20 protein-coding genes are annotated in these 21,822 nt (G+C 41.8%); 12 read left to right on the forward strand and 8 right to left on the reverse strand.

The window, feature by feature from the left end; all coding sequences use genetic code 11:
* Positions 1 to 120 precede the first annotated feature (120 nt).
* Positions 121 to 612, reverse strand: a complete 492-nt coding sequence (ilvN, locus tag E0409_RS03035; protein ID WP_131287452.1) for an acetolactate synthase small subunit — start codon at positions 610 to 612, stop codon at positions 121 to 123.
* Entirely contained in the window at positions 609 to 2,336 is a 1,728-nt protein-coding gene (locus E0409_RS03040) for an acetolactate synthase 3 large subunit (RefSeq protein WP_131287454.1), read from the reverse strand. The genes ilvN and E0409_RS03040 overlap by 4 nt, the downstream gene beginning before the upstream one ends.
* A 794-nt stretch (positions 2,337 to 3,130) precedes the next feature.
* Between E0409_RS03040 and E0409_RS03045 the strand changes: the two genes are divergently transcribed.
* The 4 genes from E0409_RS03045 (at position 3,131) to holA (ending at position 8,083) form a co-directional block, all read left to right on the forward strand.
* A complete protein-coding gene (locus E0409_RS03045; protein WP_131287456.1) occupies positions 3,131 to 3,484 on the forward strand; it encodes a DUF4124 domain-containing protein in 354 nt (117 codons plus the stop codon).
* Between the two features lie 151 nt (positions 3,485 to 3,635).
* Positions 3,636 to 6,260, forward strand: a complete 2,625-nt coding sequence (leuS, locus tag E0409_RS03050) for a leucine--tRNA ligase (protein ID WP_131287458.1) — start codon at positions 3,636 to 3,638, stop codon at positions 6,258 to 6,260.
* Positions 6,261 to 6,531: 271 nt separating this feature from the next.
* Positions 6,532 to 7,074, forward strand: coding sequence for an LPS-assembly lipoprotein LptE (locus E0409_RS03055; RefSeq protein ID WP_131287460.1), 543 nt, complete (start codon positions 6,532 to 6,534; stop codon positions 7,072 to 7,074).
* 10 nt (positions 7,075 to 7,084) lie between these two features.
* On the forward strand, positions 7,085 to 8,083 hold the full coding sequence (holA, locus tag E0409_RS03060; RefSeq protein WP_131287462.1) for a DNA polymerase III subunit delta: 999 nt from the start codon (positions 7,085 to 7,087) through the stop codon (positions 8,081 to 8,083).
* Here holA and E0409_RS03065 read toward each other — a convergent pair.
* Positions 8,080 to 8,529 (reverse strand): bacteriohemerythrin, encoded by a 450-nt coding sequence (locus tag E0409_RS03065; protein WP_131287464.1) that lies wholly within the window; start codon positions 8,527 to 8,529, stop codon positions 8,080 to 8,082. The genes holA and E0409_RS03065 overlap by 4 nt on opposite strands.
* Positions 8,530 to 9,108: 579 nt before the next feature.
* On the opposite strand from E0409_RS03065, the gene E0409_RS03070 reads away from it, so the two are divergent.
* Genes E0409_RS03070 through E0409_RS03080 form a run of 3 tightly spaced genes read left to right on the forward strand, consistent with a single transcriptional unit; the run spans position 9,109 to position 13,849 of the window.
* Positions 9,109 to 10,452: a MacA family efflux pump subunit gene (locus E0409_RS03070; protein WP_131287466.1), complete on the forward strand. Its 1,344-nt coding sequence runs from the start codon at positions 9,109 to 9,111 to the stop codon at positions 10,450 to 10,452.
* Positions 10,453 to 10,454: 2 nt separating this feature from the next.
* Positions 10,455 to 12,434, forward strand: a complete 1,980-nt coding sequence (locus tag E0409_RS03075; protein ID WP_131287612.1) for a MacB family efflux pump subunit — start codon at positions 10,455 to 10,457, stop codon at positions 12,432 to 12,434.
* A gap of 11 nt (positions 12,435 to 12,445) precedes the next feature.
* On the forward strand, positions 12,446 to 13,849 hold the full coding sequence (locus E0409_RS03080; RefSeq protein ID WP_131287468.1) for an efflux transporter outer membrane subunit: 1,404 nt from the start codon (positions 12,446 to 12,448) through the stop codon (positions 13,847 to 13,849).
* A 61-nt stretch (positions 13,850 to 13,910) separates the two neighbouring features.
* Here the strand turns inward: E0409_RS03080 and E0409_RS03085 are convergent, their stop codons facing one another.
* Positions 13,911 to 14,432 carry a CHAP domain-containing protein gene (locus E0409_RS03085; RefSeq protein ID WP_131287470.1) on the reverse strand — a complete coding sequence of 174 codons (522 nt, stop codon included), beginning with the start codon at positions 14,430 to 14,432 and terminating at the stop codon, positions 13,911 to 13,913.
* A gap of 633 nt (positions 14,433 to 15,065) precedes the next feature.
* Between E0409_RS03085 and thyA the strand changes: the two genes are divergently transcribed.
* The 5 genes from thyA (at position 15,066) to msrA (ending at position 18,803) form a co-directional block, all read left to right on the forward strand.
* The gene (thyA, locus tag E0409_RS03090; RefSeq protein WP_131287472.1) at positions 15,066 to 15,908 is read left to right on the forward strand and encodes a thymidylate synthase; all 843 of its coding nucleotides are present in this window, start codon (positions 15,066 to 15,068) and stop codon (positions 15,906 to 15,908) included.
* A gap of 82 nt (positions 15,909 to 15,990) precedes the next feature.
* The gene (locus tag E0409_RS03095) at positions 15,991 to 16,503 is read left to right on the forward strand and encodes a dihydrofolate reductase (protein ID WP_131287474.1); all 513 of its coding nucleotides are present in this window, start codon (positions 15,991 to 15,993) and stop codon (positions 16,501 to 16,503) included.
* Positions 16,504 to 16,531: 28 nt separating this feature from the next.
* On the forward strand, positions 16,532 to 17,593 hold the full coding sequence (locus E0409_RS03100) for an Lnb N-terminal periplasmic domain-containing protein (protein WP_131287476.1): 1,062 nt from the start codon (positions 16,532 to 16,534) through the stop codon (positions 17,591 to 17,593).
* Positions 17,594 to 17,696: 103 nt separating this feature from the next.
* Entirely contained in the window at positions 17,697 to 18,158 is a 462-nt protein-coding gene (locus tag E0409_RS03105) for an META domain-containing protein (RefSeq protein WP_131287478.1), read from the forward strand.
* Positions 18,159 to 18,278: 120 nt separating this feature from the next.
* Positions 18,279 to 18,803: a peptide-methionine (S)-S-oxide reductase MsrA gene (msrA, locus tag E0409_RS03110; protein WP_131287480.1), complete on the forward strand. Its 525-nt coding sequence runs from the start codon at positions 18,279 to 18,281 to the stop codon at positions 18,801 to 18,803.
* Between the two features lie 68 nt (positions 18,804 to 18,871).
* Here the strand turns inward: msrA and E0409_RS03115 are convergent, their stop codons facing one another.
* The 4 genes from E0409_RS03115 to purU form a co-directional block, all read right to left on the reverse strand.
* On the reverse strand, positions 18,872 to 19,276 hold the full coding sequence (locus E0409_RS03115; protein ID WP_131287482.1) for an ExbD/TolR family protein: 405 nt from the start codon (positions 19,274 to 19,276) through the stop codon (positions 18,872 to 18,874).
* On the reverse strand, positions 19,276 to 19,896 hold the full coding sequence (locus tag E0409_RS03120) for a MotA/TolQ/ExbB proton channel family protein (RefSeq protein WP_131287484.1): 621 nt from the start codon (positions 19,894 to 19,896) through the stop codon (positions 19,276 to 19,278). Before E0409_RS03120 ends, E0409_RS03115 begins: the two co-directional genes overlap by 1 nt.
* Before the next feature lie 20 nt (positions 19,897 to 19,916).
* Positions 19,917 to 20,711: an energy transducer TonB gene (locus E0409_RS03125; protein ID WP_131287486.1), complete on the reverse strand. Its 795-nt coding sequence runs from the start codon at positions 20,709 to 20,711 to the stop codon at positions 19,917 to 19,919.
* 213 nt (positions 20,712 to 20,924) lie between these two features.
* Positions 20,925 to 21,791, reverse strand: a complete 867-nt coding sequence (gene purU, locus E0409_RS03130; protein ID WP_131287488.1) for a formyltetrahydrofolate deformylase — start codon at positions 21,789 to 21,791, stop codon at positions 20,925 to 20,927.
* Positions 21,792 to 21,822 lie beyond the last annotated feature (31 nt).

A 21,822-nucleotide genomic window follows, 5' to 3' on the forward strand; every position in this document is an offset into this window, starting at 1 on the left:
TGCTGTCTCCGCTTAAATGCTTTTGTTTCCTTTTATCCAAGCCAATGATGTTATTGGTATTCATTGGCTTGGAACCTCACCTATAAGATGAGTAGAATGTGTGAATAAAATTAAAATCTGTTAGATCGTTAAAACTTTTTCGCCGCGCGCGATACCCGATACACCTGAACGCACCACTTCAAGAATGGTATTTTCTGCCAGCGCATCAATAAAGCCATCTAGCTTTTCAGTGGTACCTGCAATTTGAATCGTATACGTCGTCGGTGTTACATCGACAATTTGGGCACGAAAAATGTCTGCAGTACGTTTGATTTCGGCACGTGCTGATCCAAGTGATTTCACTTTAATCAACATCAGTTCACGCTCAATGTGTGCACCTTCAGACAAATCAACCACTTTTACCACTTCAACCAATTTGTTGAGCTGTTTGGTGATTTGTTCAATTTTATGATCATCACCATAAGTGGTGAGGGTCAAACGCGACATGGTTGGATCTTCAGTCGGTGCTACATTCAAAGTCTCAATGTTATAACCACGTTGAGAGAACAACCCTACCAAGCGAGAAAGCGCACCTGCTTCGTTTTCAACGAGTACAGAAATTATGTGTCTCATTTTGTGCGCTCTCCTTTTCCTAACCACATATCTTTCATAGATTGACCAGCCACCAACATTGGATAAACGTGCTCTGAACGATCAACCATTACGTTGATGAATACACATTTATCATTGATTGCCATTGCTTCTGCAAGCTTAGAATCAAGCTCATCTGCATGGTCAATTTGAATACCGACGTGACCGTAGGCTTCCATTAATTTGGCAAAATCTGGCAATGAATCTACATAAGAGCTTGAATGACGACCTTCGTAATTCATATCCTGCCATTGTTTAACCATCCCAAGAGCACGGTTATTCAAGCAGAGAATTTTCACATTTAAGCCATATTGCTTACATGTCGATAATTCCTGAATACACATCTGAATGGATGCTTCACCAGTAATACATACCACTTGCTGATCCGGGAATGCGAGTTTCGCTGCCATTGCATATGGCAAGCCCACACCCATTGTTCCTAAACCGCCAGAGTTGATCCATTGACGTGGACGTTTGTATTTATAGTAGTTTGCACCAAACATTTGATGCTGACCTACGTCCGAAGTAATAATGGCTTCACTGTTGGTGATACGATCAAGTGCTTCAACCACCTGTTGTGGTTTCATTACACCATTTTTACCCGCTTCATAACGCAAGCCATGTACTTTGCGCCATTCATTGATTTGAGACCACCACGCAGCAATCGCTTCAGGATTTGGCTTAGAAACATTCATTTGTTTCAATTGAACCAGCATCTCTTGAAGTACAGGTTCTACTGCACCCACAATTGGAATATGCGCCATGATGGTTTTTGAAATCGTCGCCGGGTCGATATCAATATGAATTACTTTGGCATTCGGACAGAATTTTGCTGGATTATTGGTTACACGGTCATCGAAACGCGCGCCTACACACAAAATCACGTCTGCATTGTGCATGGTCATGTTGGCTTCATACCTACCATGCATACCCAACATACCAATGAACTGCTTATCATTACCCGGGAAACCACCTAAGCCCATCAGGGTATTGGTTACCGGGAAATTTAGAAGATGGGCAAGCTCAGTCAGCAATTCCGATGCATTGCCTTGAACAACACCACCACCACTATAGATGACTGGACGTTCAGCACTGATCAATTCTTCAATGGCTTTACGGATTTGACCTGAGTGACCACGATGCGGTGGTTGGTACGAACGCATCTTCACTTTTTCAGGATATTCGTAAGCAAATTTTTCTGCAGGATTGGTTGCATCTTTAGGAATATCAACAACCACAGGACCTGGACGACCTGAAGACGCAATATAGAATGCTTTTTTAATAATCCCAGGAATTTCACTGGCATGACGCACTTGGAAACTATGTTTCACGATTGGACGAGAAACACCTACCATGTCTGTTTCTTGGAATGCATCTTCGCCAATTAAATGTGTTGCAACCTGACCAGACAAAATCACCATTGGGATTGAGTCCATATATGCGGTTGCAATAGGCGTCACTGTATTGGTTGCGCCCGGACCTGATGTGACAAGTACCACACCAGTTTTACCTGTTACGCGCGAATAGGCATCTGCCATGTGACCAGCAGCTTGCTCATGACGTACGAGGTAATGATTGATTTTGTCTTGTTGAAAGAGCGCGTCGTAAATATGAAGTACTGCGCCGCCTGGGTATCCAAATAAATGTTCAACGCCTTCGTCCGCCAATGCGCGAACGAGCATTTCACCACCAGATAAAAGTTCCAACGTGATTCACCCTAATCTTTTTCACTAACAAATGGAGGGCATTTGTAGTGGTTAATTCATTAACTGTCTGCACTGTTATAGCACACAAATTTCATAGTTTTCATAGCAATAGGAAAAAAATCTGACCTGACTGCTGTTTGAGCAATATGAGGTCTAAAACATGTTGGGATAAACATATTTTGTTGGCTTTGTTCAGCTTCTCGGCTAGAGAAGAAGTCCATTGCTAAAATGACGCTGATTCGAAGGGTGATCAAATAAACGCATATAAAACTACAGTCAGCATTTTTGTAGTTTCGACTATTAAAGTCAAGTTTAAAAATTAGCTTTTTCTTGATTATTTACAGACCGTCTGTTTTTTAAGCTTTAGGCATGATTTTACATTTCATTTGCTTATTGAGGATTTCATGAGAAAAACCAATCACTTCATTACAACTCAAAATTTAATGATAAAAAAATACTATAAATTAAATAAATAATTTTAATATATTGCGGTTTTTCAGATTTATCTTTCTCAATACAAATTTAAAATAACGCTGTCATGTGCCGAATATTCTGCTTTTATTTTCATCATCGCACATTACTCATATGATCACAAATCAGTCAAAACAGAACGACTTAGATTTAAAAAAGTAACACTAAATTAAACCATTCTTCATGCTGAATTGAATCATTAATATCATTCGTCAGCTTATCTTTTTTTTCTGCAAATACATAAAAATCATATAAAATACAAAACTGATGTGACTATATTTCATATATTACAACTGACTGATTATTATAAGGACTTGTTCATTATGTCATCATCTTTCATCAAAATTGGGTTCATGGCTGCATGCTTTACCTTCAGTCTAAGTTCAACCACTGGCTTTGCTAAAGAATATTACAAATGGGTCGATGCAAAAGGGTCTACTCATTACACCACCACTCCCCCGCCAAAATCAGCCAAGAAAAAAGGCAAAGTAGATACTTACGGTCCGAATAAGTCATCTCAAAGCTCTAAAAACACCTCTACCGCAGAAGCAGAGTCCGTATCAAAAGAAGCTCAAAACCTTGCCAATGTTGCAGTGGCTGCTGCAAATGCAGCTCCAGCTGTAGCACGAGAAGCGGATCGTTCATCAAATTCTAATAAAGTATTATCTGCTCAATAGTCAGCAATCTCTCATTTCCTCCTTTGAAATGGTTTTTGCTGGTTAAAAACTTTTATATTTTATGATTTATGTCGGGCGCAAAATTCACTTTTTAGTGCATTTTGCGCTATGCTGTGCAACAAACTTTTAACCGTTGTTCTTATATACGTTTATGACTACTTCTCACATTGACCCTGAATATCAAGCTAGTGCGATTGAGCCAAATGTCCAAAAAGACTGGGAAACTCGCAAAGCATTTAAAGTTGCCGACACTGTAGAAGGTAAACATCGCTATATCCTGTCGATGTTCCCTTACCCAAGTGGCAAGCTGCATATGGGTCATGTGCGTAACTACACCATTGGTGACGTGATCAGCCGCTTCCACCGTTTAAAAGGTGAAACGGTGTTGCAACCGATGGGTTGGGATGCGTTCGGTCTTCCTGCAGAAAATGCAGCCATTGCCCACCAGGTTGCTCCGGCAAAATGGACTTTTGAAAATATCGCATACATGCGTGATCAATTGAAAAAACTTGGCCTTTCAGTCGATTGGGATCGTGAATTTGCAACCTGCACGCCAGAGTATTATCACTGGGAACAATGGTTATTCGTACAGCTCTATAAGAAAGGTTTGATTTATCGCAAACTTTCAACTGTGAACTGGGATCCAGTCGATCAAACCGTTCTGGCCAATGAACAAGTTGAAAATGGTCGCGGCTGGCGTTCAGGTGCATTGGTGGAAAAACGTGATATTCCAATGTATTACTTCCGCATTACCGATTATGCACAAGAATTATTAGATGATTTAGATTCATTGAAAGATGGCTGGCCTCAACAAGTGTTGACCATGCAACGTAACTGGATCGGTCGTTCACAAGGCATGGAAATCACCTTCCCTTCAGCGAACCCTGAAATCTATGCCGATGATTTAACTGTTTATACAACACGTGGTGACACCTTGATGGGTGTGACTTATGTTGCGGTTGCTGCTGAACATCCAATGGCGCTTAGAGCTGCTGAAACCAATCCTGAATTGGCGGCATTTATCGAAGAATGCCGTATGGGTTCTGTTGCAGAAGCGGATCTTGCGACTGCTGAAAAGAAAGGCATGGCAACAGGTTTGTCTGTGAAGCACCCGGTGACTGGTGAAGCTGTTCCAGTGTGGATTGCTAACTACGTGTTGATGTCATACGGTTCAGGCGCGGTGATGGCCGTACCTGCACATGATGAACGTGACTTCGAATTTGCCAATAAATATGGCTTGACCATCAAACAAGTAATTGATGCCAAAGGTGCAGATGATGCTGAATTCTCTGCTACGACGTGGCAAGAATGGTACGGTTCGAAAGAAGGTAAACTGGTTAACTCGGGTGAGTTTGACGGCTTAGATTTCCAAGGTGCTTTTGATGCGTTTATCGCGAAATTAGAACCACAAAAACTTGCCAATACCAAAGTTCAGTTCCGTTTACGCGACTGGGGTGTTTCGCGTCAGCGTTATTGGGGTTGCCCAATTCCAATGATCAACTGTGAAACTTGTGGTCAGGTGCCTGTACCTGAAGAACAACTTCCAGTAATTCTTCCGACTGACGTGGTGCCGGATGGTTCAGGTAACCCACTGAACAAAATGCCTGAATTCTATCAAACGACTTGTCCTTGCTGTGGCGCGGACGCTCGTCGTGAAACAGACACCTTGGATACCTTTGTAGAATCATCTTGGTATTATGCACGTTATGCATCTCCAGATTTTACTGGCGGTATGGTTAAACCTGAGGCTGCACAATCTTGGCTTCCAGTAAACCAATACATCGGTGGTGTAGAACACGCGATTCTGCATTTACTTTATGCACGTTTCTTCCATAAATTGATGCGTGATGAAGGTGTTGTTCAAGGTAACGAACCATTCACAAATCTTCTTACTCAAGGTATGGTTTTGGCTGATACCTTCTATCGTGAAGCAGAATCAGGTAAGAAAACCTGGTTTAACCCTGCGGATATCGAGTTAGAAAAAGACGAAAAAGGTCGTATTCTTTCAGCGAAATATAAAGGCGATGGTCAGGAAGTTGTAGTTGGCGGTCAAGAGAAAATGTCGAAATCGAAAAACAACGGTATCGACCCGCAAGCGATTATTGACCAATACGGCGCAGATACGGCACGTGTATTTATGATGTTTGCTGCACCACCAGATCAATCTCTTGAATGGTCTGATGCCGGTGTTGAAGGTGCAAACCGTTTCTTGAAACGTGTATGGCGTTTGGCAACAGGCTTCCTGGAAAAAGGCAACCATGCAGCGAATATTGATACTGCAAGCCTATCCAAAGATGCGCAAGATTTACGTCGTAAAACACATGAAACCATTCAAAAAGTCGGTGATGACTTAGAACGTCGCCATGCATTCAATACAGCCATTGCAGCACAAATGGAATTATTGAATAGCATCAACAAATTTGAAGCAAAAGATGACAATGATGTTGCCGTTGAACGTGATGCCATTATTACTTTGCTGACGATGCTTGCGCCATTTGCACCGCATTTAAGTCAAACATTATTGACTGAATTTGGCATTGAATTAACCGAAGCGCTTTTCCCAGTTGTGGATGAGTCTGCGTTAACTCGTAATACCCAAACGATTGTGGTTCAAGTGAATGGTAAACTTCGCGGTAAACTGGAAGTTTCAGTCGATACGTCTAAAGAAGACATTTTGGCTCAGGCAAAAGCCTTACCAGAAGTTCAACAATTCTTGACCGGTCCAACCAAGAAAGAAATTGTTGTGCCGAATAAATTAGTAAATTTGGTGGTTTAAATTCCTTAGGTTCCCTCTCATCTCAGGAGAGGGTTAGGGAGAGGTACTTATTTTAAAAACCCCTCATCCTAATCTTCTTCCCTGAGCCATATATGGCGCAAGAGAAAGAATTTTAGAAATAATCCCTCCAAACCTCCCTTTAAGAAAGGGAAGCTTAAAAAACACAAAGCCCGTTGCCAGCCAACGGGCTTTGACTTTACAATCCACTGAGCTTAGGGAAAGATATCCCTCCCAATCATTACAATTGGGAAAATTAAATAGAGGAATAAGCATGCATTTAGTTCAACGTGTTGCAGCGGTTGTATTAACTTTGGGTCTAAGTGCTAGCTTAGTCGGTTGTGGTTTTCACTTAAAAGGAACTACCCCAACCACGGCTCCTGTTGCATACTCTAAAATGAAATTGGCATTGCCAGATAATGCAGGTCAATTACATGAAAAACTTGCAATTTATTTGGGTGCAACCGGTATTCAACTTAGCAATAGCCCCGATGCCTATGTGTTACGTGTACTGGATTACACCCCACAACGCCATGAATTGAATGGCAAATTGATCGAAACTTTGCTTCGCTTAACCGTGACTTTCCGTATTGAAGATGCACAAGGTAATCCTGTGACTGAACCACGTACCCTGACCGCTTCACGCAGCTATCAATATGACGTCGCGACAGTCAACACCGATGACCAAGAACAGAAGTATCTCAATCAAGTCATTGTTGATGACATTGCACAGCAAATTGTACGTCAGATTTCATCGAATCGTCTGCCGAAAGTCGTGACCAAACCAGCAGCATCAACCACTCAACCTGAAAGATAGAAATTAAGCTATGAAACTTGACTATCCACAAGCACTAAAACGTGTTGATGAAGCTCGCGGTGCTTGGATTATGTATGGTCAAGAACCATTACTTGAGCAAAATTTGCTGGATGCGTTTCGTCAAAGTTGGCAAAAACAAGAAATTGAACGTCAGCGTTATGACATTAACAATGTCAGCGATTGGAAAAATGTGTTTAATGCTTTAAATAGTTTATCGCTTTTTTCCAATCAGCTTGCTATTGAAGTGCATGGCAACATCAAGCCGGATGCTAATGGCATCAAGCAGCTGAAAAGCTACATTCAGCACAATGAGCAAAACCTGTTGCTTGTGGTGATGCCCAAACAGGACAGTAGCAGTTTAAAATCAAGTTTTTTTCAGGTGGTTGATGCCAATGGTGTCACTGTACCGCTGACTGCCAACTATCCACAAGATCGTCAACGGATTTTAGGGATTGAAGCGGAAAAACTGGGGATTAAACTGGCGAATGATGCCTGGCAGTGGCTTGAACAACATCATGAGCATAACCTGCTCGCGGCAAAAAACAGTTTAATGCGCGTCAGCGATACTTTTGCCGATGTCGACATCATCCAGATTGATCATTTATATTCATGTTTACAAGATCAATCACGCTATACCACTTACGACTTAAATGATGCCCTGCTTGCCGGAAATCTGGCTCAGGCAATTAAAATTTTCCAATATTTAATTGCCTCGGGTGAACCGATGAGCCTGATTTTATGGAGTATCAGCAAAGAAATGCGCTTGCTTATGCAACTGTTTGAACAGCCGCAAAATGCCTTGCAACTCGGGATTTGGAAAAATAAAGTCAGTCTATATCAACAAGCTCTAAGACGACTGAATCCAAATAACTTTCTAACCTGGCCTTCACTGCTGTTACGTATTGATGCATCCATTAAAGGTCTAGGAAAGGAAAATCCAGAACATCTGGTTCTACAAGCGATTACCAGTATGTGTGGTCAAATGTTATTTGAATTACCTACTGCTTAGCTGAAAAAACGCGAAAACCAACTTTTACCTTTCTTCTGTTCTTGTGAACGTAAATAGTGCAGCATATTGTCACGCACCGCATCCACATAATCTTGATCATCATGTTGGATATGATTAATCAACCACTTTGACAGTAATCGATATAAATCATTTTCGACTGATTCTCCCCGATCAAATTTTTGACGATAATCATTCAGCCGTTTAACAAATAAGTCGTGTATGCCTCTATGAGAAGGCAAATACTGATAACTCACTTGTTCAAGCAAGTTTTCTTCGAAACTAAAATGTGATTGGGTATAATCAATCAAATCATCCAAGACTTCTTTGATCTGATTACGATCCCCACTCACTCTAATCTTCTCTAAAGCATTAATGTAATCCAAGATTTGGCGATGTTGATTATCAATCACATCGATTCCAATATTATAACTTTCATTCCATTCCATCCGTTACCTCTCACAAATTTTCATATTAAAGTCATGATTTATTGCGCACAATCATTGTGCATGGCACTATTATTATTAATCCCATAAAAAAATTATGGAATTTAATGTTACAAACTTTTTTTATTTAAATCTATAGATAAAACAAAGATTTTTTTAAATTATTAGAATAATGATCTAGCTAGGTCTGCTGAAATAAAGAAGATTCAAAAATGTCAAACATAGAATTTTTTTAAACAAAAATCATTAAATAAGTCCAGTATTATTCGACTAAAATCTAATCCGTTCTCGAGGCTTGAGATCCGTTGGTAAAAATGCAGTCTCATAGCAGTATTGCTGTGAAACTCAACAATCAAACTGAAAATCACCTTTCAAAAATTCATTGAATCCAAATTCAATAAAGTGCTAATCGCCTACAAATCACGCTGTAAAAGGCTGGTCTAAAATCAGTTCACAATCGCTTTAGTCACTTTTCAAGAGATCTCAAAAAAGAAAATAATTCTCATTTGTTTTTAAAAATTCACGCTCTATCCTCATTTAGCTTTTATAATCTTTTCAATTTTCTCAATTTATATGCTCACTATGCCAAAAATAAAGCCGTCCAAAATAGTTGTAGCAGTGGTCTGTATTCTTGCTATTGCAGTCACAGCCTGGTTTTTCTTAAAGCCAAAAGAGCAACCCCCTCAATACATTACCAGTGAAGTCAGCCGTGGTGATATTGAAGACTCGGTACTTGCAACCGGTGTACTTGAAGCCACCAAAATGGTCAGCGTCGGTGCACAGGTGTCTGGTCAGGTGAAAAAAATGTATGTGAAACTGGGCGACCAAGTGAAACAAGGTCAACTGATTGCGCGAATTGATTCGATTCGTCAGGAAAATGATCTTAAAACGGCTGAAGCGAGCATTAAAAATCAACAAGCACAACTGGCAGTCAAGCAAGCCAACTTGGCTAAAGTTCAAGCTGAATATCAACGTCAACAAGCGATGTATGCTCAAGATGCGACTTCACGTGCCGAATTAGAAGCAGCATTGGCCAGCTATAAAACAGCCCAAGCTGAAATTCTGGCGATTAATGCACAAATTGAACAATCTCGCTTAACACTGGCAACGACTAAAGAAGATTTAGGCTATACCCAGATTGTTGCGCCGATGGATGGCACCATTGTGGCGATTGTGACCGAGGAAGGTCAGACCGTAAATGCCAACCAAAGTGCACCGACCATTGTCAAATTGGCAAAACTCGACACTATGACCATTAAGGCTGAAATTTCTGAAGCTGATGTAATGAAAGTTGAAGAAGGTCAAACTGTTTATTTCACCACGCTGGGTAATAGTGACAAAAAGCATTATGCAAAACTACGCCAGGTAGAACCTGCACCGAATTCAATTAATACTGAAACCAATAACAACTCAACCTCATCTTCAAGTTCTGCGGTGTATTACAACGCCTTATTTGATGTACCCAATGAAGATGGCAAGTTACGTATTGATATGACTGCACAGGTTTATATCGTACTCAGTGAAGCAAAAAATGTATTAACCGTTCCTGCGGCTGCTTTACAGACTTCAAACCGTCCACAAGGCAAACGTGCTGACCGTAATGCAGATAAAGCCAAAGAACAAAAGCCGGCAGCTACAGATCAGGCTAAAACTGAACGACCAAAACGCCTGGAACTGTCTGCTGAAGAAAAATCACTGATTGAACAAGGCAAAGCTTCTATGTCGATGGTTCGTGTAGTGCAGGCTGATGGTACTGCAAAACCGCAACCTGTGTTGGTTGGCTTGAACAACCGTGTAACCGCTCAAGTGATTAAAGGCTTGAAACAAGGTGATCAAGTGGTCATTGCAGATGCTTCAGATACCTCGAATGATTCTGCCAAACGCAGTAACCGTGTAGCTGGTGGTGCCGGTCCAGTGAGAATGTAATGATGAGTCAAGATCAACAGCCTTTGCTCAAGGTCACAGATCTGACTCGTGAATTCCCTGCCGGGGAAAGCACCATTCAGATTTTAAAGGGCATTAATTTAGAGATTTATCCCGGAGAACTGGTGGCCATTGTCGGGCAATCCGGTTCGGGCAAATCAACCCTGATGAATATCCTAGGTTGTCTAGATCAACCGACTGCGGGTAGCTATCAGGTTAAAGGGCGTGAAACACGCAAATTGGAACCGGATGAACTGGCACAACTGCGCCGTGAATATTTCGGTTTTATTTTCCAGCGCTATCATTTACTGGGTGATTTAACTGCGGCAGGGAATGTTGAAGTTCCGGCCATTTATACTGGTGTCGATGCCTCTGCGCGTCAACAACGTTCGACCCAACTACTCACGGATCTAGGATTAGCTGAAAAAACCCAAAACCGCCCCAGTCAACTTTCCGGCGGTCAGCAACAGCGTGTGTCGATTGCACGTGCCCTGATGAACGGCGGCGATGTGATTCTAGCCGATGAACCGACCGGTGCACTGGATAAAAACAGTGGTATTGAAGTGATGCGTATTTTACGTGAACTGAATGCCAAAGGTCATACCATCATTTTAGTCACACACGATCATAATGTGGCAAAAAATGCCTCGCGCATTATTGAAATCAGTGACGGGAATATTATTTCGGATCGGGCCAATGTGCCTGAAACCGATGGCGAAGTACTAGAAAAGCAGCAGCTTGACCGTACTCCGCAAAAGAAAACACCTTCTTGGCGCTCTGCTGCGGATCGACTAGGCGAAGCCTTCCACATGGCACTTCTAGCCATGAATGCACACCGGATGCGTACCTTCCTGACCATGCTCGGGATCATTATTGGTATTGCATCGGTAGTATCGGTGGTCGCTTTAGGGAATGGCTCACAGAAACAGATTCTGGAAAATATCAGTAGCCTGGGTACCAATACCATTACGGTTTATCAGGGTCGGGGATTTGGTGATAACTCCAAAACCGCCCAAGTCAAAACACTGGTTCCTGCCGATGCTGAAGCTTTGGCTGAACAACCCTATGTCGATGGGGTCAGTCCTTCAGTCAATAGCAGCGTCACTGCCCGTTTTAAAGATACCGAAGCTTCTGCCACGGTCAATGGTGTCAGTGAAGACTTCTTCTATGTCAAAGGCATGACCTTCGAATCCGGACAACCTTTTGACAAAGAAGGGGTTACTGAACGTGCCCAAGACGTAGTGATTGACAGTAATACCAAGAATACTTTCTTTAGTGATGGCACCAATCCTGTGGGTCAGGTCATTCTATTGGGCAGTGTACCGAGTCGTATTATTGGCGTGATTGAAGCGCAAAAATCGATGATGGGGAATTCAGACAGCCTGAATGTTTATCTGCCCTACTCCACTGTGATGAGCCGGATGTTAGGTCAGGCGAATGTGCGTAGCATCATTGTCCGAATTAAGGATGAATACCCAAGTGCTGCTGCTGAAAATGCGATTCTGAACCTGCTGGTACAACGTCACGGCGCGCAAGACGTGTTTACCCAAAACTCCGACAGTATTCGCGAAACCATTCAGCAAACCACACAAACCATGACCTTACTGGTTTCCGCGATTGCAGTCATTTCCCTGATTGTCGGCGGTATTGGAGTCATGAACATCATGTTGGTTTCGGTGACCGAACGTACTCAGGAAATTGGCGTACGTATGGCGGTCGGTGCACGACAAAGTGACATCTTGCAGCAGTTCCTGATTGAAGCTGTATTGGTCTGTATTTTGGGCGGGATCTTAGGCGTACTTCTATCCTTAGGTATTGGGCAGCTGATTAGTCATTTCGCTGGCGGTACTTTCCAGATGGCCTATTCAACCACATCGATTATTGCAGCCTTTGTCTGTTCCAGCATGATCGGGATTATCTTTGGCTTTATCCCGGCCCGTAATGCAGCACAGCTTAATCCTGTCGATGCACTTTCTCGCGAATAAGGATACTTAGAATGCAAATGAATTTTACCAAACTTGTCGCTAGTCTTATTTTAACTGGATCACTGGTCGGTTGTGCTGCGGTGGTGAAAACGCCATATGAGCAACCTGCTGTGAATATTCCAGGCAGCTTCCAGAACAGTAAAGCGCTGAGCCAACAGGTGCATGCTGATGTCTATGCCGATCAATGGTGGACCCTGTTTGGCGATACTCAGCTGAATCAACTGGTCAATCAGGTGTTAGCGACTAATACCGATTTGGCAGTGGCTGGCATTAACTTGCAGCAGGCACGTTTACAAGCCGGTTTGGCTCAAAACAAGCAAGGTCCACGGGTCAGTTCCAGCGTTTCGGCAGGACATAGTATTGACCTGAATTCAGGGGATGATGCTTCACGCGGCTTGTCTATAAGTGCTGGTGTGAGTTATGAACTGGACTTGTTCGGCAAACTGGCGCGTCAAACTGAAGCCAGTAAATGGGAAGCGCTAGCGACCGAACAGGACTTGCAAAGTACCGCACAAAGTCTGGTGGCGACGACTGCCAATTTATACTGGCAATTGGGTTATCTGAATGAGCGTTACGCCGTTGCACAGCAAAACTTGGCCAGTACGCAAAAAATCTATGAACTGGTACGCACCCAATATCGTGCTGGAGCGGTTTCAGGTCTGGACCTCACCGCGGCAGAACAATCCGTTCAAAGCCAAAGAGCGAGTTTAAGTCAGATTGAACAGCAGCGTGTTGAAGCACGTACGGCTTTGGCCGTTTTACTTAACATGCCCGTCCAGCAACTGAATATTCAGGAACCGTCCCGTTTACCGCGGATTGCCCTACCGACTGTATCGGCTGGCTTACCGGCTGACTTGCTGTCGCGTCGTCCAGATTTGCAAGCGTCCGAATTACGCTTACGTAAGGCTTTGGCAAGCAAAGATGCCACTAAAGCTAGCTATTATCCTTCAATCAGTCTGACCGGAAATTTAGGCTCTTCCAGCACATCGTTAAGCAACTTGTTACAAAATCCTGCTTTAACGTTGGGCGCAAATCTCAGCTTGCCGTTCCTGCAATATAACGATATGAAGAAAGATGTAGCGATCAGTAATCTGGATTATGAAAAATCGATTATGCAATATCGCCAGACCTTGTATCAGGCTTTTGCCGATGTGGAAAATGCACTTTCCGCACGTACCGAATTAAATAAACAAGTGGCTTTGCAGGAACGGAATGTGCAACTTGCCGAAAAAACCGAGCGTTTAACTGAAGTGCGTTACCGCAACGGTGCCATCGCGCTGAAAAACCTGCTCGATGCCCAAGAAACCACACGTAATGCCCGTTTGTCTTTGGTACAAACCAGACAGAGTCAATACAATGCCTATGTGACCTTAATGCAGGCTTTAGGCGGCAGTCCCATCAAACAACTGCCTTAAACTAAACAATAAAAAAAGCCTCAACAGAGGCTTTTTTATTTAAGCAGTTTTCAAAGAAAACTTAAAAACTCGGACGATAATATTTATAGGTCAGACCTTTTTCATTATAAATGTCATAACTTTTTTGCTTAAAGTCAGAGACCCATTGCGTGCCATTAAACCCTGCAATATGTCCATAAACATGTTTACCGGTTCGATCAATAATATAAATATCACCTTCTTTAGGTGCATCAAACTTAGGGTTAATTTGTCGATAGCCAATTTTCATTAAAGTATTGCCCCAGTCTGCCGCAGCAACGGGATGACTTTGGAACCGTGCCCCTGCCGACTCCAAAGCAAGCCGAATACTTTTCGCACACTTTTGTGAACTGCTATATGAACTAATACCCTGCAAGAAATTAGTGAATTTATTAATATCAATTCGCTGTCCATTGCTTGCAATGATGTTCTGTCTTTGGAAGGCTTGAACGGACTTGGATTCTGTATTTTTCTTAGAATTCTTACCAGATTGGGAACGAATTACGATGTTTGTCTGGACTGGAGCATATACTTCATTCATGTTTACATTATGATCATAAACCATTCTTTATAACGACTCCTAACCCTTAAAATTCGGGCTTTTCACTCATTTTGACGGCAAAGATAGTACCTTGTCAAATGTGATTTTTCATGCAATAAATGTAATAAAATTTAACTAAAGCCTTTGAAATAGACTTAAATGATTATTTTTTGTTAATTTTTATAATCCAACGCCACTGAAAATTTAATTGATGCTCACTCGAGCAACACAAGGCGGTTATTGGATTTCGAGTCTTTAAGCCATAATTTGATGGAATAAAACGGTATAAATTGCAAAATCTGACATGGGCTATATGTTGTAATCTTTTAAGCCCTGCTTGTTCTCCTGCAGGATCATGCAAATATTTTGAATATTGAATACCAACTGACCTATAGCGTTTTTTAGGGGTTTGAAAAATTCTTTATAGAAAAATTGATCCATTTTCCTCACCCTTATGTTTTTTAATCAAACCCAGTCAAGATTGGACGTGATTATTTAGGTCACAATAAAATATTAATAATATCTATATAAATCATTAATTTATAAAAATAAACTCGCAGATTTTAATTTAGCTATCTGCTCCCCTGATAGAGTTTCCTCACCGGTAAAAAAAGGCTAATATGTGCCACAAGAAATTCACAAGATTATGAGAGAGACATGCGTCAGTATTTAGACCTTTTACAACACATCCTCGACAACGGTGGCGACAAAGGCGATCGTACTGGAACAGGTACACGTTCTGTATTTGGTCATCAAATGCGCTTTGATCTTTCCAAAGGTTTTCCTTTATTGACCACCAAAAAAGTTCATTTTCGTTCCATCGTGATTGAACTGTTGTGGTTTTTAAAAGGTGATACCAACGTCAAATATCTGCAGGACAATAAAGTTTCGATTTGGGATGAATGGTCCACTGCAGAACAAACTGCACGTTTTGGTCGTCCTGAAGGTGAATTGGGTCCAGTCTATGGTCATCAATGGCGTAACTTTGGCGCAACTAAAAAAGAAAATGGCTTATATGAGCAAGATGGTTTTGATCAAATTGAATGGTTGATTAATGAAATTAAAACCAATCCCAATTCACGCCGTTTAATCGTGTCGGGCTGGAATCCGAATGAAGCTGGAAATGTTGCTCTTCCGCCTTGTCACACCCTGTTCCAGTTTTTTGTACAGAACGGCAAATTGTCTTGCCAGCTCTATCAACGCAGTGCGGACGTGTTCCTGGGTGTGCCATTTAATATCGCCAGCTATGCCCTGCTCACGCATATGATTGCGCAAGTATGCGACTTGGGTGTAGGTGACTTTGTCTGGACCGGTGGTGATACCCATTTATATGCCAACCATTTTGAACAGGCTCAATTGCAACTTAGCCGTGAACCTTTGCCACTTTGCCAATTGAAATTGAATCCTGAAGTGAAAGACATCTTCGATTTTAAATTTGAAGATATCGAAATTGTTGGCTATGAATCACACCCAGGGATTAAAGCGCCGGTTGCGGTTTAATTTCTAAAATCCCCCTTTAATTCCCCCTTTTGCAAAGGGGGGGGAAAACGTATCTGAATATAAAAAATACAGGGAAAATTTTATGACCTTTCAAAATTTAGAAGTTGTTCATGTCGTGGCCATGGATCAACAGCGCTGCATTGGTAAAAATAATGACTTACCTTGGCACATTTCAGCTGACCTCAAGCACTTCAAAGAAATCACCCAAGGTGGTGTCGTGGTCATGGGTCGTAAAACTTTAGAGTCTATGGGTCGCACCTTGCCGAAGCGTGTCAATTGGGTAATTACCCGTGACACCGACTGGTCATTTGAAGGGACTAAAGTTGCCTACTCGATTGAAGATGCCTTGACTCAAGCGGTTGCCGATGTACAAGCATCAGAGAAAGCCGACGCGATCTTTATTATCGGTGGCGGTGAGATCTTTAAACAGACCATGAATATTGCCGACCGTTTAGAGCTGACCCATGTCGAACTGGATGTTCAAGGCGATGCCTACTATCCAGAAATTCCAGCTGAATTTAACAAGGTCGCGTCTGAACAACATATTGACGACAAAACTGGGATTGCTTTTGAGTTCGCAACTTACCGAAAATAAAGGCAATAATTACTTATAACAGTCAAATATGCATAATATTGGAAAAAGGGAGTTTTTCGCTGCTCTAGGCATGGCTTTACTTCATTCCATGTTTAGCCTTTTCGTTATTGTGTCCTCTATTTGGCTGTGTCTTGCGTTGTGGTTTCAAGAACCTTTTGGTTGGTTGGTCACCCGCATAATGATTGGTATTTGGATTGTCTTTGCTTTAAGTATCCTGGGTATTTATATCACCCAAAATTTATTTAACCGTCATATAGATATACTGATTTATATGTTTGGTTTTCTGTTTGGCTTATTTTGGTATTTTAGCCTGGAAGCCAAGCAAGATCGTGACTGGAATCCGGAAGTTGCCCAAATATTGTCTTATGAACAACAGGGCAATTTGGTCACGCTGCACAATGTACGTAATTTTAACTGGCATGCTGATGGCAGCTATGATGAACATTGGGAAACCCGTCAGTTTGATTTAAACCAGATTACCGGCGTGAATATCATCACTTCCTATTGGATGGGGCCACGCATCGCGCATACCCTAGTCAGTTTTGATTTTGCCAATAGCAAGCCACTGACCTTTTCGATTGAAATTCGCAAACAAAAAAATGAAGAATTTTCTACTTATGGCGGTTTTTTTAGAAAATATGAACTCAGCCTGATCGCAGCAGATGAAAAAGATCTGATTTATACCCGCAGCAATATTCGGGGCGAACATGTCTATTTCTTCCCGGTGAATATGTCGAAAACCGAAAGACGCGCCTTGTTTGAAGAATATCTGCATAAAGCCAATGAATTAAGAAATCAGCCCAAATGGTATAACAGCCTCACCAGTAACTGCACCACGCTGGTGTTTGATATGGTGCAAGCAGTCTCTAAAAGGCACTTGCCGACCGATTACCGCCTGCTGGCTTCTGGTTATTTACCCAATTATCTGTATGACCTACATGCGATTTCACACGATTTAACCATGCAACAGTGGTATGAGGTTGCCTACATCAACCCACGTGTCAGTGCATTAAACAATATGAGCAGCACTCAATATTCAACCCTTATTCGTCAGGGGTTACCGCAACCGACAACTGTAGATGTACCATAATAAGAAATGCAAAAAATATATAAAACATAGATTTAAGCCTAGTTAAATGGCTATTTTTTTGTTTATATAGAACGTAAGTTAAATCAAGAACGAGAATTCCAATATGTTAAAAAAATTATGTGCTGTCAGCCTGATTGCTGCAGCTATTGCTTTTACAGGTTGTGAAACGATGCCTAACGCATCTTCTACGATTGAAACTGCAAATTTAGTTCAATTACAAAACCGTACCTGGATTGCAACCCATATTGGCAATACTGAAATCAAAACAGTACCGACTGCACACAATATTCCAAGTTTACAGTTTGATGCCTCAACCAAACGGGTCAGCGGTGCTGATGGCTGCAACCGTATTATGGGCAGCTACGAAGCAGGTCGCGATACTCTCATGCTCAGTCAAATGGCAGGCACCAAAATGGCATGTTTAGATAGCCACAATGTCTCGCAACAATTTAATGAAGCACTAACTAAAGTGGCAAACTATCAAGTCTTTGGCAAAACACTCAAACTGCTTGATCGTCATGGCAATCTTGTTATTCAATTCACCAGTCCGGTTCAACCGCGTTAAATAATGCAGATAAAAAGCCTAAAATTTCAGGATTTTGTATATAAAATGCATAAATAAATACATTGTAGCTTCATAAAAAGCCCATATATTAAAAAAAATAAACAAATATAGGATAAAACCATGCAACAGGCATTATTTGGTGGTGGATGTTTTTGGTGTGTTGAAGCCATATTTCTACAGCTGAAAGGCGTAGAAAAAGTGGTTAGTGGTTATGCTGGCGGTCATACTGACAATCCAAGTTATGACAATATTTGCCGTGGGGACACCAACCACGCAGAAGTGATTTTGATTGATTATGATGAAACCCAAATTAGCTTTGCTCAGCTTTTGGATGTGCTTTTTACCACCCATGACCCAACGACCTTAAACCGTCAAGGCAATGACGTCGGTACTCAATATCGTTCTGTGATTTATTACCTGAATGATGAACAGCAACAGCAGGCACAACAAACGATTGATGCTCTAAAAGCAGAAGGTCTGAATATTGTGACCGAACTGAGTCCTGCACCCAAGTTCTACCCTGCCGAAGAATATCACCAGAATTTCTTTGCCCGGAATCCATCCCAAGGCTACTGTAACTTTGCCATTCCACCGAAATTAATGAAATTACGCAGTAAGTTTCAGGATTTGCTTAAATCCGAATAATCACACTTTTCAGCAAACTTTAGACATAAAAAAAGCGACTCTCTCGGTCGCTTTTTTTATATTTTTGATTAGTTATCAGTCGCAAAAGCAATATCGCTGAGCCCGGCTTCGCTCGCACGAGACATCACTTGTGCAACAGCGTCATAACGTGATTCTTTATCTGCTTTCAAAACAATGGTCGGCTGACGCTCTTCCTGACCTGCTTCGTTAAATTTTTTCTGTAACTCGTCAAGCGTGACTACATCACCATTCCAGGCCACTTCTCCACCCGCATTAATACTGATGGTCACATTTTTAGGCGGCAAATCAATAATATCTGCCGTGGTTTTTGGTAAAGTTAATGGAATTGATGGGTTAGCAACGGTTGCTGTCACCAAAAAGATGATCATCAATACCAACATAATATCGATCAGTGGAATGAGATTCATCTCATTCATACCTACATCGTTGTCTTCGCCCAATTGAAAGCCCATTAAGCTTGACCTCCAACCAAATTATTTGCTGTTGCTTTAGTCGCTACTTGAGCCGAACTATCTTGTTGCAACATGGTATCAATTAACAGACTGTGCGCCTGATCTTGTAACTCATGCGATAAACCACGGTTTACACGGGTACAAATGTTATACGCCAGTACTGCTGGAATCGCCACAGCCAAACCTAAACCGGTCATGATCAAGGCTTCACCTACCGGGGTCGCAACTTGTGCCAAACCGGCTTGACCGCTTTTACCGACTGCAACCAAGGCATGAAAAATACCCCATACTGTACCGAACAAACCCACAAATGGTGCAAGTGAAGCAATAGTACCTAGAACCGCAACGCCTTTTTCAGCACTCGATTTTTCAGCAGAAATTTGACGCAATAAAGCCTGTTCTGCCACTGCCTTACGCTGTTCAAAATTTAAAGGGGCAAATTTTGCCTTTAACTTGCTTAACGCTTGAGAAAGTTGAGCATAAGCTTGTTGCTTCAGTTGGCGAGTCCCCATTAAACGTAAAACGAAGATCGTCCATGTCGTAATCGACATTGCCAATAACACGAAATACAGTGTTTTACTCACTGCATCGGCGTGTTGCCAATAAACTGAAAAGTTCATACTCGAACTCCTAAAAAATGTTAGCCGTGTGGATTCAATGTCAATTCAAATGGTTGGTCAGCACTAATTGGATAAGCAACGCCATTTTCTTTGTACGGTTTGAATTTGGAACTACGCACTGAGCGTAAAATCTTGTTATCTAAAGCAGCTATACCACTCGAACGCGAAATACGCGCCGAGGTAACCACCCCTTTTTCATTCGCTTCAATATGCACCACCACAATACGCGTTTGACCTTCTAAATCGCTATTGTTATATGAAGGTTTTGGCGAACGACTCCATTGCACGCCCGAGCCACCAATCGATACACTTTTTGGCGATGGTGGTGCAGCTGGCGCTGGTGGAGCAACAGGTGCAGGTGGCGCAACTGGCGCAGGTTTAGCGACCTGTACAGGTTTAACTACTTTAGTTTCAGAAATCGTTGTAGTGACAGTTGGTTTAGGTGGCGCTTCAACCGGCTTCACCACTGGTTTTGGTGTTTCTGCTTTTTTAACTTGTTGAACCTTCTCTACCTTTTTCGGCGGTGGTGGAAGTTGTTTTTCTACAATTTTAACTTCTTTCACTTCCTTAGGCTTGGGCTGCTCTTTTTTCGGTTCAGCTTTCGGCTTAGGTGGTAAAGGTTTTGGTGGTTCTTGAATTTTAACAAAGCGAACTTTTAAAGGTTCTTTTTCAACGGGTTTGAGTTCCGGGGTTTTCATTTGCCCCACCGCCCACAACACGCCCATGTGACCGACCACAACGGCGATAAGCGCTGTGATAATTTTCTTTTTCATCGGATTGGGAGTTTGCATATTTAGAGCGGGAGATTGACTCATTAAAATCAGTTACCTAATTAAAGCGATTGTAGATCAATACAGATTTAAGCAATCAAGCTCATCGGTTAGTACAATTAAAGCACCGCAATAATAAATGAGAAGTGTTTTCATTTGCAACTATTAAATCGTAAGTTTTGATGAGTTTTTTTAATCAATAAAACAAGAAAGGCATACTTTAAGTATGCCTTTCTTTAAAAATTAGTCAATGTTGTTTTATTGGAAGACTACGGTTTTATTGCCATCGACAATAATACGATCTTCAAGATGCCATTTTACCGCACGTGCCAGCACATTTCGTTCGACGTCTTGTCCAAGTTCACGCAGTTGATCAACCGTAAAATCGTGATTTACCCGTTCTACATCTTGCTCAATGATTGGTCCCTGATCGAGATCAGCTGTCACATAATGCGCTGTTGCACCAATCAGTTTCACACCTTTTTCATATGCTTGCTTATAAGGGTTAGCACCGACAAAGGCAGGCAAGAATGAATGGTGAATGTTGATGACTTTCATTTCCCATTTTTTGACAAATTCTTCATCCAGAATTTGCATATAACGTGCAAGAACTAACAAATCGTTGCCTTGCATGATTTCATCAATTTTGGCATAGGCTTCACGTTTATTTTCTTTATTGACTGGAACCACAACAAAAGGAATGCCGAAGTTTTCAACTGACTCGCGTAAATCTTCATGGTTGGACACCACAGTCGTGATTTCACACGGTAAACCACCACGTGCATGACGCCATAACAACTCAAGCAAGGCATGATCGACTTTAGAGACTAAAATGCCGACTTTTTTGACATCGCTGACCAAAGCCAAACGCCAATTCATGTTATAGCGCTCTGCAACATTGCTCGCAAAAGTTTGCGTCAAATTTTCTTTACGGCTTTGCAAGTTATCCAGTTCAAACTCAACACGCATGAAGTAACGCCCGCCCTGAGCTTCAGTTGCGTATTGATCAAGTGCGGTAATATTTGCTCCTTGATGATACAAAAAGCTCGATACAGCTTGCACGATTCCTGGTTTATCCTCGCAAGTAATCAGTAAACGTGCTGTGTTAGCAGTGGTCATATTCATGTTGGTTTATATCACTAATCAGTTAAATTGA

This window comes from Acinetobacter sp. ANC 4862, assembly GCF_004336635.1.
GTDB lineage: Bacteria > Pseudomonadota > Gammaproteobacteria > Pseudomonadales > Moraxellaceae > Acinetobacter.

Bases quoted from the DNA above. Each gene is read 5' to 3' on its own strand.
- E0409_RS03125 (WP_131287486.1), bottom strand. From the start codon at position 20,711: ATGAGTCAATCTCCCGCTCTAAATATGCAAACTCCCAATCCGATGAAA.
- E0409_RS03080 (WP_131287468.1), top strand. From the start codon at position 12,446: ATGCAAATGAATTTTACCAAACTTGTCGCTAGTCTTATTTTAACTGGA.
- E0409_RS03095 (WP_131287474.1), top strand. From the start codon at position 15,991: ATGACCTTTCAAAATTTAGAAGTTGTTCATGTCGTGGCCATGGATCAA.
- holA (WP_131287462.1), top strand. From the start codon at position 7,085: ATGAAACTTGACTATCCACAAGCACTAAAACGTGTTGATGAAGCTCGC.
- E0409_RS03075 (WP_131287612.1), top strand. From the start codon at position 10,455: ATGAGTCAAGATCAACAGCCTTTGCTCAAGGTCACAGATCTGACTCGT.
- E0409_RS03045 (WP_131287456.1), top strand. From the start codon at position 3,131: ATGTCATCATCTTTCATCAAAATTGGGTTCATGGCTGCATGCTTTACC.
- leuS (WP_131287458.1), top strand. From the start codon at position 3,636: ATGACTACTTCTCACATTGACCCTGAATATCAAGCTAGTGCGATTGAG.
- E0409_RS03055 (WP_131287460.1), top strand. From the start codon at position 6,532: ATGCATTTAGTTCAACGTGTTGCAGCGGTTGTATTAACTTTGGGTCTA.
- thyA (WP_131287472.1), top strand. From the start codon at position 15,066: ATGCGTCAGTATTTAGACCTTTTACAACACATCCTCGACAACGGTGGC.
- E0409_RS03085 (WP_131287470.1), bottom strand. From the start codon at position 14,432: ATGGTTTATGATCATAATGTAAACATGAATGAAGTATATGCTCCAGTC.
- msrA (WP_131287480.1), top strand. From the start codon at position 18,279: ATGCAACAGGCATTATTTGGTGGTGGATGTTTTTGGTGTGTTGAAGCC.
- E0409_RS03105 (WP_131287478.1), top strand. From the start codon at position 17,697: ATGTTAAAAAAATTATGTGCTGTCAGCCTGATTGCTGCAGCTATTGCT.
- E0409_RS03120 (WP_131287484.1), bottom strand. From the start codon at position 19,896: ATGAACTTTTCAGTTTATTGGCAACACGCCGATGCAGTGAGTAAAACA.
- E0409_RS03070 (WP_131287466.1), top strand. From the start codon at position 9,109: ATGCCAAAAATAAAGCCGTCCAAAATAGTTGTAGCAGTGGTCTGTATT.
- E0409_RS03100 (WP_131287476.1), top strand. From the start codon at position 16,532: ATGCATAATATTGGAAAAAGGGAGTTTTTCGCTGCTCTAGGCATGGCT.
- purU (WP_131287488.1), bottom strand. From the start codon at position 21,791: ATGAATATGACCACTGCTAACACAGCACGTTTACTGATTACTTGCGAG.
- E0409_RS03115 (WP_131287482.1), bottom strand. From the start codon at position 19,276: ATGGGCTTTCAATTGGGCGAAGACAACGATGTAGGTATGAATGAGATG.
- ilvN (WP_131287452.1), bottom strand. From the start codon at position 612: ATGAGACACATAATTTCTGTACTCGTTGAAAACGAAGCAGGTGCGCTT.
- E0409_RS03065 (WP_131287464.1), bottom strand. From the start codon at position 8,529: ATGGAATGGAATGAAAGTTATAATATTGGAATCGATGTGATTGATAAT.